Source organism: Vibrio sp. Vb339 (assembly GCF_902751245.1).
Taxonomy (GTDB): Bacteria; Pseudomonadota; Gammaproteobacteria; order Enterobacterales; family Vibrionaceae; genus Vibrio; species Vibrio coralliirubri.
In genome coordinates, this window is the sequence record NZ_CADDIS010000003.1 from 332,299 (window position 1) to 346,716 (window position 14,418).

Below are 14,418 nucleotides of genomic sequence, written 5' to 3' on the forward strand. Positions count from 1 at the left end.
AGTTAGTGGTTTTTGAATAGATTACGCTGGTTGAGCAATAAAGCTTTCGCGCTCGAGTTCACTGGCTACATTTTTGCCATCTTTGTAGGTCGCGGCAATTGAAACAAACGCTTGTTCAACCGCTAGAAAGGCGTCGACAACTTGCGGATCAAAATGCGTCCCATTGCCCTCTAAGATGATCTGTTTAGCTTGTTCATGAGTAAAGGCTGGCTTGTAGACTCGCTTCGAGATGAGCGCATCATAAACATCGGCCAATGCCATTAAACGGCCAGATAACGGTATATCTTCACCAGACAACTGATTAGGATAACCACTGCCATTCCATTTCTCATGGTGAGTCAGAGATATCTCTTTTGCGACTCTTAAGAAAGAACTGCTTCCCAACTGCTTTTCTGCGATAGATAACGCTTCAGCACCAATCGCGGGGTGACCTTTCATTATATCAAACTCTTCGTCCGTCAATTTACCCGGTTTCAATAACACGCTATCAGGTACACCGACTTTGCCTACGTCGTGCAAAGGCGCAGATTTGTAAAGCAACTCGATGTAGTTTGGTGTTAACAAGCTTGAATGGGTTTCTGATTTGCTGAGCTCTTGTGCGAGTACTTTGACGTACTCTTGAGTTCTTAGGATATGTGCGCCCGTTTCATTGTCCCGAGATTCAGCCAATGCCGATAAGCTCACAATGGCCACGTCACGTGTGGTTTTGACTTCGTTTTGCGCGGTTTCAAGGCTATCAAGCATGGTATTGGTCATAGATGCCATTGAGCCAAGCTCGTTGTAGCCGAAAATAGGTAAGCGAACGCCTTGCTCGCCATTGGTGACTTTGTTTAATGCGTGCTCTTGGCTTAGGAGAATGCGCTTAATTAGCTTGCTCCAAAGCGTCATGATGGTAATCGCGTAGCCACCCAGTACCACAGCCAAATAAATAAACTCTTTGATCACGCTGATCTTGCCGGTGCCATCCAATAAGCGGTCAGGGTTATGCTCTAGCCAAAAGATGTCTTTGACGGCAATCATCGTCAACATAGTCGTCAGTGTTACCAGAAGCATGATGACCAAACCAATCATTTGCTTAACCAGCGAACTTCTTTCACCAACCAGTTGGAAGTCGAATTGCCCAGTTGTTTCCATTTTATCCATTTGGCTGAGCTTGGCGTTCAATTGAAGAATGGTTCCGGTAAAGAAGCCGAATAGACTCATTCCAAACAGCACCTTCAAATTACTATCTATGGTGAATTCATAGCTTAAGTTGTAGTAGAGCGCGAAAGGCACACTTGCAACAAAAAATAGCAGGGTATCGAGTTGCGCGAATCGGCCTTGCTTGACCAAGGTATGTTGCGCTAATAGGTAACGACGAGCGAGCCATAATAAGACAAACACAATACTGACTTGTGTGAAAATCTCTAACGTCGTTAAGCTCTCGAGCATAGGACACACCCGACTGCCATAGGTGCCAAACAGCACGCCAGCAATGACGTATAACTTAGTCGTTAGCGATTGATTGTAATTTAAAGTATCCATCGATAAGCCTTTGTTCTCATTCTTATTAGATTTACGCATTCATTGATTCACGACTTTAGAACTGCGAATGATTAGCATAACTGACGTGAATAAGACCGGAAATTCTATCGATAGCTTTCGTGGATTGATACAAGAAACTGGTTTGTGTTAGAGATTTGTTAGCTAGGTGGGGGTTATTGCAGCATTTTTATGAAGATACTTGAATAGCCTCGGTCGAGGTTCGAGGCTATTCAGTCTGTGTACTGGGTTAGAATCGCAAATGATTGAGTTCGCTATCTATTTTACCCCGTTACTTTTTGAGATTGATTTCAGCTTCGATTGAGCCGGTTTCAATCTCAGGGTGAGACGCTAGTTTGTCTGCAGCCCATTGGTTGATGTGTTTCAGAATAGCAGACACCGCGTGTTTTTCCGTTGGTGCTTGGTCTTGTTCGACGTCGATCTTCTGCTTTGGATGTGAGCCTGTTGCATCTTCAGCGATATGTAGCCAATCTGGGTGCCAGTAATATGGCTGGCCACTCGGTGTTGTCCAACTATGAACACCGTTTGACTCTCCTTTATAACTTAATTGGTCTGCTTCTATTTTTTTCATTGTTATCTCGCATGTTTTTTGGGTTACATCAAATTATAGAGGCGTAGAACGAACTTGGCTCCCGCCTTGGTTACAAACTTAGCAAAGCATACAAAGTTATCTGTGAACCAATTCACACTATTATAGAAATTAGGTCCAATCATATGGATAGCAGCAATAGTTGTTAACGTTAGTGATAAAATCACCGGCTCACAGAATTTCTCTAGGTAGTACAATTAGATGGCGCGTTATGAAGAGCTTGCAAAGGATATTCGAACTCAGATAGCCAACAATACGTGGCGATCCGGAGAGAAGATCCCTTCGGTACGCATGAGTTGTCGAAATTACAACGTCAGCAATAGTACTGTCTTACAAGCCTATCAGTTGCTAGAAAGCGAAGGGTGGATCATCGCTAAACCTCAGTCGGGCTACTTTGTAGCGCCAAGGCTAGACGGCGTTGATTACGCACAGCCACTCGTTAGTGAAAAGAAAGCCATTAATGACCGCTTATTTGATTTCTTAAAGTCGAGTTCAGCTGAAGGAGTGATTCCTTTCGGCTCTGCATTCCCCGATCCTGACCTTTTCCCGTTACCTACCTTGACTCGAAACCTTGCCAGCGCGGGTAGGAAGATGACTGGCGCGAGTGTGATCAATAATTTGCCACCGGGCAGTGAGTCCTTGAGAAGACAAATCGCGCAGCGTTATCTGCAACAAGGCATTACGGTTAATCATCAAGACATTGTGATTACGTCGGGTGCTATGGAAGCGCTCAACTTGAGCCTGCAAACGGTCACTAAGTCGGGTGATAACGTCGTGATAGAGTCTCCCGCATTCTATGGTGCTCTTCAGGCTGTCGAGAGGCTAGGGCTTAACCCTATCGAAGTGGACGTTTGCCCAATCAATGGGTTGAATATAGAGCAGTTTGAAAACGCGCTACAAAACCAAGATGTTAAAGCGTGTTGGCTGATGACGACTTTTCAAAACCCAACGGGAACCAGTTTGTCGGAAGAGGCAAAGCGCCGTGTGGTAGAAATTGCAGAACAACATGAAACCTACATTATTGAAGATGACGTGTATGGCGATCTTTATTACGAAGGGCATAAGCCAAAGCCACTAAAGGCTTTTGATAAAACCGACTCTGTTTTGCTTTGTGGGTCCTATTCAAAAAGTTTGTGTCCCGGTTATCGAGTAGGCTGGGTTGTGAACACGCGTTTTAACGATGCGATTCAAAAGTTACAGCTTCTTTCTACGTTATCAAGCAGCGCTCCCGTTCAACTTGGTGTCGCCCATTTCTTAACACATGAAAGCTACGACAATCACCTTCGTAAACTGCGTAAAAACCTTGTCGTCAGGAAAGAGCGATTTATCGATGTCATTAAGCAGTACTTTCCGCATTCAATCGAGATTGAAGAACCGGCTGGTGGCTACTTGGTATGGATTCGTTTCTCTGAAAAATTCGACAGCCAACAGTTTCATCAACTGGCTATCGAGCAAGGTATTAGTGTCGCATCTGGTGATCTTTTCAGTGAGCAGGCCAGAGTAGATAACGCGATCAGATTGAACTTCTCTTATGAACTGACAGAAGAGAAAGAACAGGCTCTCATCTGGCTTGGCAAACTGGCACATCAACTTACGCACTCGTAAAACCTTAAGTCCCTCATAAAAAAGACAATCATTCCAACTGTACGGATTGTTTGTGGGGTAACTGTACGCCTAATTGACCAAAGAGTTGTGATTCAATAACGGTAGACCAAATATTGGAGATACCGTTATGTTGAAAATGACTATGGGAAATGAAGTTAAGCTGATTATTGTCGCGATTGTTTGCGCACTTCTGCTTATTCTCGGCCACGTACTGCTGGCAAAAGCATTCGCTGATATGGCGTGGGCAGAATACACCACTGCCGCGATCCCATTCGTTATGATGGCAATCTGCGGTCTCGCAATAAAATACGCTATCTACCAAGATGTTGATTAGCTATTGAGTAACGAGTCTTAGATGGTGGCATGCAGAAACAGCCGTCGTCTCGTTTTATTCCGAACATAAAAAAACCTCCGCAAATGCGGAGGTTTTTATTTGTTCTTAACTTTTAATATCGAATAGGTTTCGAATTAGAAGTTTGCAGAGCGTGGTGTACGTGGGAATGGAATCACGTCACGAACGTTGCCCATTCCTGTTACGTAAGATACTAGACGCTCGAAACCAAGACCGAAACCAGCGTGTGGCACTGTGCCGTATTTACGTAGGTCGCGGTACCAGCTCATGTGCTCAGGGTCGATACCCATAGCAATCATACGCTCGTCTAGAATGTCTAGACGCTCTTCACGTTGTGCACCACCGATGATTTCACCGATGCCTGGTGCAAGTACGTCCATTGCCGCAACTGTTTTGCCGTCGTCGTTTAAGCGCATGTAGAAAGCTTTGATGTCTTTCGGGTAGTTCTTAACGATAACAGGTGCTTTGAAGTGCTCTTCAGCTAGGTAACGCTCATGCTCAGAAGACATGTCGATGCCCCACTCAACGTCAAACTCAAATTTCTTACCAGAGTCTAGTAGGATTTGGATTGCGTCAGTGTAGTCAACTTGTGCGAAGTCAGCGTCAACGAATTGCTCTAGACGAGTAATTGCTTGCTTGTCGATGCGAGAAGCGAAGAACTCAAGGTCGTCGCGGCGTTCTTCAAGAACAGCAGCGAAAACGTACTTAAGCATGTCTTCAGCCAGTTTCGCTACATCGTCAAGGTCTGCAAACGCAACTTCAGGCTCAACCATCCAGAACTCAGCTAGGTGGCGGCTTGTGTTTGAGTTTTCAGCACGGAACGTAGGACCGAACGTGTAAACCTTGCTTAGTGCACAAGCGTAAGCTTCAGCATTAAGTTGGCCAGATACTGTTAGGAACGTCTCTTTACCGAAGAAATCTTCGTTGAAGTCTACGTCGCCTTTTTCAGTGCGTGGTAGGTTTTCCATGTCTAGCGTAGAAACACGGAACATTTCACCAGCGCCTTCTGCATCAGATGCAGTGATAAGCGGAGCAGAAGTCCAGAAGAAGCCTTGCTCGTGGTAGAAACGGTGAATCGCTTGAGATAGACAGTTACGTACACGTGCTACTGCGCCAATCACGTTTGTACGTGGACGTAGGTGAGCAACTTCACGAAGGTATTCGATAGAGTGACGTGTCTTAGCCATTGGGTAAGTGTCAGCGTCTTCAACCCAGCCTACAACTTTAACGTCAGTTGCTGCTAGTTCGAAGTCTTGACCTTTCGCAGGAGACTCAACAATCTTACCCGTTACTTCAACAGAGCAGCCAGTCGTTAGCTTTAATACTTCGTTTTCGTAATTATTAAGATTATTAGGAACCACGGCCTGAATCGGGTCGAAACAAGAGCCGTCATAAATGGCAAGGAAAGAGATTCCAGCTTTGGAATCACGACGTGAACGGATCCAGCCGCGAACAGTTACTTCACTGTCTACCGCTAGCTTGCCGCCAAGTACGTCTGTTACAGGCGCGTAAGTCATGTTGATTTCATTCTCCATTGAGGGACAAATTCAACTCAAAGTCTCTGGCATTGCTGCAAATAAACATACATTTGCACAATAATTAACCGAAACATTAAGTTGTATAAACTTTTTAAATCGATTGAACATATTACCTGTCATACCGACAGCTTCAACCTTTATTCTTGCTTGGTGAAAGAAATATTGTGTCTACTGACGATAAATAGGTTTGAGGGTGTGTTTTTTGTTCGATATTAGCTTCAGCCTTACCTTTGACCCTATGTGAGCTGTTGAACGAGCAAGGCGTAATCGAAACCTTTGTTTTCAATAATGGGAGTGTGATTGTATTGAGACTCACTCTATATTGGCGCGGATTCAGTCATATTGGACTTGGTCACCTTCTTAATTTCCCACTAAAGCAACAAGAGGAGTTTAATATCTACGTGTTAATTACGCCGCCTTAACCCCTGCATTCTCTCTACACCCGCACTTTTCGAGCGCTCGCTCATTCAAGAAAAACAGTCGATCAAATTATGTCTCAACAAGGCAGAACTGGCTGTACAAGTAAAAGAGAATTACATGCTTAATTATTTAAAAAAACACTGGTTATCAAACGTTAAAGGAGATTCATTATCTGGGATTGTGGTTGCACTCGCATTGATCCCTGAAGCCATCGCATTTTCAATTATTGCAGGCGTTGACCCTAAAGTAGGGCTCTATGCCTCGTTCTGTATTTGTGTCGTCACTGCTTTGGTTGGCAGTCGTCCGGGAATGATTTCCGGTGCAACAGGTGCTATGGCGCTATTAATGGTCACCTTAGTGAGAGAACACGGACTAGAATATCTACTCGCTGCTTCATTTTTAGCTGGCGTCATTCAAATCGCAGCTGGGTATCTCAAGCTTGGTAACCTGATGAATTTCGTTTCTAAATCGGTGATTACTGGATTTGTTAACGCGCTCGCCATTCTAATTTTCATGGCCCAACTTCCTGAGTTGATCAACGTTCCTTCAAGCGTTTACGTGTTGGTCGCTTTGGGTTTGGCGATCATTTATCTGCTTCCTTATTTCCCCAAATTTGGTCGCGCAATACCTTCTCCACTGGTCGCTATTGTCGCCCTGACAATCATTAGTTTGTTGTTCGGCTTAGACGTGAGAACAATTGGCGATATGGGCAAGCTTCCCGACTCACTGCCTGTGTTCTTGATTCCTAATATTCCATTCACGTTTGATACACTTGCAACCATCCTTCCATATTCGATTGCTCTGTCTCTGGTTGGCTTGCTGGAATCCTTGATGACAGCGACCATAGTCGATGATCTGACAGATACTGAAAGTAATAAAAACAATGAGTGTAAAGGGCAGGGAGTAGCGAACATCGTTGCCTCATTATTTGGTGGAATGGCGGGCTGCGCAATGATCGGTCAGTCGATCATTAACATCAAATCAGGTGGCTTAACCCGATTATCCAGCATGATCGCTGGAGTGGTTTTGTTGCTAATGGTGGTGTTTGTTTCTGATTGGTTGAAGCTGATACCGATGGCGGCTTTAGTATCTGTGATGATCATGGTTTCTATCGGCACATTCTCATGGCGTTCCATTGTTGAGCTTAAAGACCACACACTGCCAACCAATGTAACCATGCTGGCAACCGTGGCGGTGGTGGTGTTTACTCATAACTTAGCAATAGGTGTTGCGGTTGGCGTGGTGTTGTCGGCTCTGTTTTATGCACATGCCAGCAAATCCATGGTGTTTATATCCGATGAAGTCGTGACAAACGAAATGCACACCATTCACCGAGTAAAAGGGCATGTCTTCTTTGCTTCGTCAGATGCGTTTGTCGACCTATTTGATTATGACAACGCAACCTCTTTAGTGACCATCGATATATCGGACGCGTCATTCTTAGATAATACCTCGGTCGAGGCGCTTGATAAGGTTGTGTTTAAGTTCCGTAAAAAAGGGGCTTACGTTGAAGTGTCAGGAATGGATAGCGTGAGTGAGAATCTGATAGTCAAACACGCGATGTATCACAAGCATAAAGACTTAACCGCGGTTTCCATTACGCACTAATCTTGGTTTAAGGTGTTTTTAAAGCCGTAAAGCCTGAACTAGACATTATTAGGAAGATAAAGCGCTCATTGTTGAGCGCTTTTTTGTTGTAGACGATTTATGACTTCTTCTTTGTTCTCGACAAAGTAAACTGATTAATCAGTGATTCAAGGTGATCAGACAGCTCTTCTAAGTCATTGCTGATGTTGCGGGTTTCAGCCGCGGATTGCGATGTGTTGTTGGCGTGAGAGGTGATGGTCTCAACCTTTTGTTGAACATCCTGAGTCGCGTGTGTGGTGGATTGTGTTTGCTGCTGAATATTCTGTGCGTGAGCCAAGACTTGTTTCATCTCTTCGACCACACCATTCATTTCAATTGAAAGTGCGTCGATATCAGTTGAGCTTTGATGGGCTTGTTCGCAAACGCGATCGGCAGAAGTCAGCGACTCTTCGCTGCCTTGTTGGAATTGATGAATGATTGACTCAATGCTGCCAGTTGCTTCTGCGGTTCGTGATGCAAGATGGCGAACTTCATCAGCCACCACCGCAAACCCACGACCTTGTTCTCCCGCACGTGCCGCTTCAATTGCTGCATTCAAGGCCAGAAGATTGGTTTGGTCAGCAATGCCACGAATCACACTCAATATTGAAGAGACCTCTCCGGTTTGCTCATTGAGTGTCAGTATTTTGTGTTTCACTTCTTCTATGCTGCTAACGAGGTTTTTTATCTCACTGCTTGCGTCGTGTGCTTGGTTGGCACTCTTACACGCCACATCAGCGGTGTGATTGATAAGCTCTGAAGCTGTTAAAGTCGCTTGTTCTACATTGACTTGCTGTGCCTGTATTCCTTCGACATTGTGTTGCACTTCAGCGGTTTCGCTTTGCTGGTCGCTGGCGGCTTGCTCGGTAATTTGCGCGACACTAGTCAGTTGGTTTGCTGAGGCATTCAACTTGTGCGAGGTGTTTTGTACCTTTTCTAAGCTGTCAGATACGGTCCCCATGAACGAGTTGATAGAGTTAGCCAGCGTGCCAATCTCATCTTTGCTTTGCTCCGGCAGGCGAGTGGATAGGTTTTTATCGTTGCTGACTTGGGTCATAAAGCGAGAAGTCTGTTGCAGCGGGCGTACGATAATCTTACGAATTAATCCCATCGTAAGCACAAATCCGGCAAAGGAGATCACCGCCATGATACCGATCGCTGTCATCGTTTGAGTATTGATCAGCGAGTTGACATGGCTAAGGTTATATTCAAGTCGAATCGCACCCAAGACTTCACCCTCTGGTGCCATATGACAGGCGACACAATTGGTTCCTCGGTAATCTTCACTCGACTTCATTGGCAGAGCAATAACTAAGCCTTTGCCCCAATCAGCAGAAAAAGGTTCGATAACGGTTTCGCCCGCTAGCGCTCGTTTATCAATATCGTCAACCGGTGTTTGGTTGTCATTACCTGGGCCGTATAACTTGCTGACAGCGTCGGCGCGTAAAACACGAACGTCTTCAATGCCTTCTTGAGCCAGTGCTTTCTGACGAAGGGTCTCTTTTTGTGCCATGGTGCCGGTGAGCATCATCATATTGAGGCTATCGAAGTAGTTACTTGCTTTGTCGTGAAGCTGCTCACTTAACACTGAGTTTACAAGTTGCTTTTGTTGCGAATATTGGAAATAGGTCGATATTGCCAGTAAAAAAGTGAACACGATGGCGAGGGCCACTAGGATTTTAAAGGTGATTGTTGAGCGCATAAGGTGTTTGTTTTTATTAATTATAATGACGCAAATACTGTACTAGTAAGAATTCCTACCACCTATGGGGTATAACGAATTGTGTGACCACACTCCGGCTGTGGTTATGTTTCTGTGATGTAGCGAGTTTGTGCGGAATCTGATGTTGAAATGGAACGCGCTTCAAGCTCCTCGCTGTTCTTAAAACAGACTGCTGTTTTGGGAATAGAGCGCTGTGATTGTGCTGATAATTAGAAGAGTCTTGGTTGTTAATTAGCTCGATGTATTTGTCCGCTTGTCTTTTATCAATAAAGACTATTGTTTTAGACGACTTAGTGGTCAATTTATATCCAAATGGATGTTTTGTTCAATTTAATAGCAAAAATTGTGGTTATAGCGTTGTGTTTCGAGGCTCATTCGATAAGATGAAAAGACCTCTATGATAGAGGTAGGGCAGCAACGGATACGCTGCTTCAAATACTATGGAATGTGACTTATTGGACACATACATGAAATTCAAGATTACATCACCGATTATTGAACCTACGGAAGGTTCACCACATCAGTTAATGCTTACTCATGCTTCTCGCTTTACCTCTTTTAAGACAAGCTCTCCTTTGAACGCCCTGTTCAACAAAGTCTCTGCACGCTTCTTTACCGCTTATCGCTCCTATTGTTATTCGTTTTATAACTTTATTTCTATCTGAACTCCTTTGTCATCCACTCGATGAACGAAGACTCACATCTATAAAAACTAAACAAATAAGTTAAAAACAATGAATATTAAAATGATGGGTAGCTCCCTAATTATCGCTGGTACCGCTCTCGGTGCTGGTATGCTTGCGATCCCAATGGTATTGGCTCAATTCGGATTGCTTTACGGCACACTGCTGATGGTACTGATCTGCTTCGGTACGACTTACGCAGCATTACTACTTTTAGAAGCGACCATCAAAGCGGGTGGCGGTCTAGGATTAAACTCTATTGCCCGAAAAACCTTGGGTAAACAAGGTCAGTTGCTTACCAACGGCTTGCTATACGCGTTGTTGATTTGCCTATTAATGGCTTACATTCTAGGCGCAGGTGACTTGCTGAGTAAGTTACTGTCTAACTTTGGCGTCGAAATTACCGCGACTACCAGCCAAACCGTGTTTACCTTGCTTGCTGGCGCAGTAGTCGCAAGTGGTACTGGTGTGATTGATAAGCTCAATCGAGCATTGTTCTTCGTGATGCTTGCTAGCTTGTTTGCAACCATGGCTTTCTTGGCGCCGAACATGACTCAAGAAAACTTGATGCAGGTAACCAGCCATGACCACGTTGATCTAATCAAAACCAGTGCCATCCTGTTTACGAGCTTTGGCTTTATGGTTGTGATTCCAACCTTGGTTTCTTACAACCACGAAGCGACAGACAAACAGCTGCGTAACATGGTGATCATCGGTTCTCTGATCCCATTAGTGTGTTACTTGTGTTGGTTGTTTGCGGTAGTGGGTAACTTGAGTGAAGAGCAATTCAGAAGCTTTGAGAACGTATCAGATTTGATGGCGGCGTTTGAGGCTCAGTCTCCTTGGGTAGGTAACGTTCTGTCTACCTTCACGGGCTTGGCGTTGTTGACCTCTTTCTTTGGTGTGGCGATGGCGTTGTTCAACCAGAACAAAGACATGTTCAACCAAAATACAGCGGTAACGTACTGCATTAGCTTTATCTTGCCGTTGGCGGGTTCATTGCTTGCTGCAGACAAGTTCCTACAAGTACTGAATTACGCTGGCATCATCTTGGTATTCCTAGCGGTGTTCGTTCCTTTGGTTATGGTCCACAAGCAGCGCTTCATGAAAGTTGCTGATGACCGATACCGAGCAGAAGGTGGCAGCGCAATGATGTTGTTCTCACTGCTGTTTGGTTGTTTCTTGCTTATCTCACAAGTGATCTAGTTCTTTGGTCCATTATCTAAGATGCGAATCGAGCATCTTAGATATAATTGACCGGAATTCAGATACAAAAAAAGGAACGCATCGGCGTTCCTTTTTTATTATTTGCTCGTTACCAAGCAGACTGAGTTAAGCGTTGGCTTGTTAACTGATGCTGACTAGCAAACAACCTTAACAGCCAAACCACCTTGAGATGTCTCACGGTATTTAGCGTTCATGTCTTTACCGGTTTCTAGCATTGTTTCGATTACTTTATCTAGAGAAACAGTAGGAGCAGAAGAGCGACGAAGTGCCATACGAGTTGAGTTGATTGCTTTCACTGCAGCAATACCGTTACGCTCGATACATGGTACTTGTACTTGGCCAGCAACTGGGTCACACGTTAGACCTAGGTTGTGCTCCATGCCGATTTCTGCAGCCATACATACTTGCTCAGGGCTACCACCCATAAGCTCAGCAAGACCAGCAGCAGCCATAGAACATGCCACACCAACTTCACCCTGACAGCCAACTTCAGCGCCAGAGATAGAAGCATTACGCTTGTAAAGACCACCGATCGCGCCAGAAGCAGCGAAGTAACGGATGTAATCTTTCTCTGTCACTGTTTGGATGAACTTATCGTAATAAGCCAATACAGCAGGGATGATGCCACATGCGCCGTTTGTTGGTGCCGTTACTACACGACCGCCAGCTGCGTTTTCTTCATTTACTGCGAAAGCAAACATGTTTACCCAGTCAACAACCGTCATTGGATCATTGGTTGTTTTTTCTGAAGTAATCAGCTGTTGGCGAAGTGCTGCTGCACGACGAGGTACACGCAGTGGACCAGGCAGGATACCTTCAGTATTCATACCGCGATCCATACACTCACGCATCGTTTTCCAGATGTTAGCGAAGTAAGTGCGAGACTCTTCGTCTGAGTGGAATGCTGCTTGGTTTTTCATAACCAGTGTACTGATAGAAAGACCGCTTTCTTTACACTGATTAACCAGCTCTTCAGCTGTTGTGAATTCGTAAGGTGCTTTGATTGGGTTTTCTTCTTCTTTGCCGAAGTTCTCTTCGTCAACGATGAAACCGCCACCAATTGAGTAGTACGTTTTTGAGTATGCAACTTCGTCACCAACCCATGCATGAATGCTCATGCCATTCTCGTGTAGAGAAAGGTTGCTAGTGTGGAAGTTCATACCGCCATCGCGTGGGAACGATACTGTATGACAGTGCATGCCAACAGGAAGGCGCTCGGTTTCTTCTACGCGAGCAATGAAGCCAGCAATAGAATCGATATCAACACGCTCAGGAGTATTGCCAGCAAGACCCATGATGATTGCGATATCTGTGTGGTGACCTTTCCCTGTCAGTGATAGTGATCCATATACGTCCACGGTGATTTTAGTGATGTCGCGCAATTTTCCCATTGAACGTAGGTCATCAATAAATTCTTTACCCGCTTTCATTGGTCCAACTGTGTGTGAGCTCGATGGACCAACACCGATTTTATAGATATCAAATACACTAATCATAGCGATTACCTCAAAAAGAGAGCCTCCCAAGGGGAGTAGGGAGGCTCATTTATTATCATTATATTTTTTGTCTAATCTCGCGATATAAGATGGATGTCATCTTATAAAAAGGGCTTGAGATTAAAGAGCGCCGTAGATTACAGAACTAATAGCCGCTAGACCACATAAAGCTGTAAAGATTTGTACAGGTGCTGAAGTTTTGTACTTAGCCATTGCTGGTACTTTTTGCATCGCGAATACAGGCATTAGGAACAGGATAGCTGCAATCATTGGAGCACCCATTGTTTCAATCATACCTAGGATGCTTGGGTTAACTACCGCAACAATCCAAGTTGTAACAACGATGAACGCTAGAGAAGCTTTCTCAATCGTGCTGATTGAAGAACCAGAGCGAGACTTAATTAGACCAACAAGACCTTCATGAGCACCTAGGAAGTGACCAAAGTAGCTAGAAGTGATTGCTGCGAACGCTACTAGAGGACCCATGTAAGAGATAAGTGGAGACTCGTGAACGTTAGCTAGGTAAGAAAGTACCGAGATGTTTTGTGCTTGCGCTGTTGCTAGTTGCTCTGGAGATAGAGAAAGTACTACAGAGAATACGAAGAACATTACAAAACCCATCAGCATCATTGCTGCGCCGCCAGTGATCGCGTCAGTTTTCTTAACTGCGTCATCACCGTATACACGACGTTGCTCTTTAGAGAACTGTGAAATGATTGGGCTGTGGTTGAAAGAGAACACGATGATTGGAATCGCAAGCCAGATAATAGAAGGCATTGCTGACCATTCTGGGCTTGTTTCCATCATTGAAGTGTTCCAATCAGGAACTAGGTAGAAAGACAATGCTAGTAGGATGAATACTAGTGGGTAAACCATCGCTGAAGTTGCTTTAAGCATCAGCTCTTTACCGAATACAACACCTGCTGTCATAGCAAGGATAAGTGCACCAGAAAGAAGAGGACGTGGAATAGATTCCATACCCATTTGGTTTACTAGGAAAGAGTCAACCGTGTTTGTGATACCAACACCGTAGATAAGAACGATCGGGTAGATAGCGAAGAAGTAAGCAAAAGTAATAATGTTTGCGCCAGTCTTACCGAAGTGCTCTTCAACTGTGTCTGTAATGTCAGCTTCAGGGTTTTTAGCAGACAGTACGAAACGAGCTAGAGATTTGTGTGCGAACCAAGTCATTGGTGCCGCAATTAGAGCTAGGATAACTAATGGCCAAAAACCACCCGCACCAGCTTTGATTGGAAGGAATAGTACGCCAGCACCAACTGCTGTACCGAATAGTGATAAACACCAGGTAAAATCTTTATAGTTAAACTTGCTTGAATCTTTAACGGCATTTGCCGAAGAAGTTGTTGTGTTCATGTTAAATTACTCATTTTTTGGGAACAGGAAATAAGTCGGGGCTAATTCTGCAGAATTTTCGTCTGCAAAAAATAGATCTAAATCATGTAATGAAACGGCGTGTCACATGATATGCGAAAAACGGATTTTTGATCACGAAAATAGCGTGCCACAGGTGATTTATGTTTATGCTTGGTATTAGTTTTATTTATGCGAAAGGCGGGGTTGTATAGATTTATACCAGGGAAACGTTTGCGTAAAATT

Annotated in this window: 11 protein-coding genes; 5 read left to right on the plus strand and 6 right to left on the minus strand. The window is 44.4% G+C overall.

What is annotated here, in order from left to right; all coding sequences use genetic code 11:
• Positions 1-21: 21 nt before the first annotated feature.
• Positions 22-1,563, minus strand: a complete 1,542-nt coding sequence (locus tag HRQ85_RS17405) for an HD-GYP domain-containing protein (RefSeq protein ID WP_172380231.1) — start codon at positions 1,561-1,563, stop codon at positions 22-24.
• 250 nt (positions 1,564-1,813) lie between these two features.
• On the minus strand, positions 1,814-2,113 hold the full coding sequence (locus HRQ85_RS17410; RefSeq protein ID WP_017060414.1) for a hypothetical protein: 300 nt from the start codon (positions 2,111-2,113) through the stop codon (positions 1,814-1,816).
• A 219-nt stretch (positions 2,114-2,332) separates the two neighbouring features.
• Between HRQ85_RS17410 and HRQ85_RS17415 the strand changes: the two genes are divergently transcribed.
• Together HRQ85_RS17415 and HRQ85_RS17420 are read left to right on the plus strand one after the other, a co-directional pair.
• The gene (locus tag HRQ85_RS17415; protein ID WP_172380232.1) at positions 2,333-3,736 is read left to right on the plus strand and encodes an aminotransferase-like domain-containing protein; all 1,404 of its coding nucleotides are present in this window, start codon (positions 2,333-2,335) and stop codon (positions 3,734-3,736) included.
• A 127-nt stretch (positions 3,737-3,863) separates the two neighbouring features.
• Complete coding sequence (locus HRQ85_RS17420; RefSeq protein ID WP_172380233.1) at positions 3,864-4,070, plus strand: hypothetical protein; 207 nt, start codon at positions 3,864-3,866, stop codon at positions 4,068-4,070.
• A 134-nt stretch (positions 4,071-4,204) separates the two neighbouring features.
• Here the strand turns inward: HRQ85_RS17420 and asnS are convergent, their stop codons facing one another.
• The gene (asnS, locus tag HRQ85_RS17425) at positions 4,205-5,605 is read right to left on the minus strand and encodes an asparagine--tRNA ligase (RefSeq protein ID WP_017040256.1); all 1,401 of its coding nucleotides are present in this window, start codon (positions 5,603-5,605) and stop codon (positions 4,205-4,207) included.
• Between the two features lie 558 nt (positions 5,606-6,163).
• Between asnS and HRQ85_RS17430 the strand changes: the two genes are divergently transcribed.
• Positions 6,164-7,654, plus strand: a complete 1,491-nt coding sequence (locus HRQ85_RS17430; RefSeq protein WP_172380234.1) for a SulP family inorganic anion transporter — start codon at positions 6,164-6,166, stop codon at positions 7,652-7,654.
• A 97-nt stretch (positions 7,655-7,751) separates the two neighbouring features.
• On the opposite strand, the gene HRQ85_RS17435 is transcribed toward HRQ85_RS17430, so the two are convergent.
• Positions 7,752-9,374: a methyl-accepting chemotaxis protein gene (locus tag HRQ85_RS17435; protein ID WP_172380235.1), complete on the minus strand. Its 1,623-nt coding sequence runs from the start codon at positions 9,372-9,374 to the stop codon at positions 7,752-7,754.
• A 488-nt stretch (positions 9,375-9,862) separates the two neighbouring features.
• Between HRQ85_RS17435 and HRQ85_RS17440 the strand changes: the two genes are divergently transcribed.
• Complete coding sequence (locus HRQ85_RS17440; protein WP_172380236.1) at positions 9,863-10,060, plus strand: hypothetical protein; 198 nt, start codon at positions 9,863-9,865, stop codon at positions 10,058-10,060.
• An 81-nt stretch (positions 10,061-10,141) separates the two neighbouring features.
• Complete coding sequence (locus HRQ85_RS17445; RefSeq protein ID WP_086775299.1) at positions 10,142-11,284, plus strand: amino acid permease; 1,143 nt, start codon at positions 10,142-10,144, stop codon at positions 11,282-11,284.
• Between the two features lie 155 nt (positions 11,285-11,439).
• On the opposite strand, the gene HRQ85_RS17450 is transcribed toward HRQ85_RS17445, so the two are convergent.
• The gene (locus HRQ85_RS17450) at positions 11,440-12,801 is read right to left on the minus strand and encodes an L-serine ammonia-lyase (RefSeq protein WP_048609201.1); all 1,362 of its coding nucleotides are present in this window, start codon (positions 12,799-12,801) and stop codon (positions 11,440-11,442) included.
• A gap of 120 nt (positions 12,802-12,921) precedes the next feature.
• The gene (locus HRQ85_RS17455; protein WP_172380237.1) at positions 12,922-14,175 is read right to left on the minus strand and encodes an aromatic amino acid transport family protein; all 1,254 of its coding nucleotides are present in this window, start codon (positions 14,173-14,175) and stop codon (positions 12,922-12,924) included.
• Positions 14,176-14,418 lie beyond the last annotated feature (243 nt).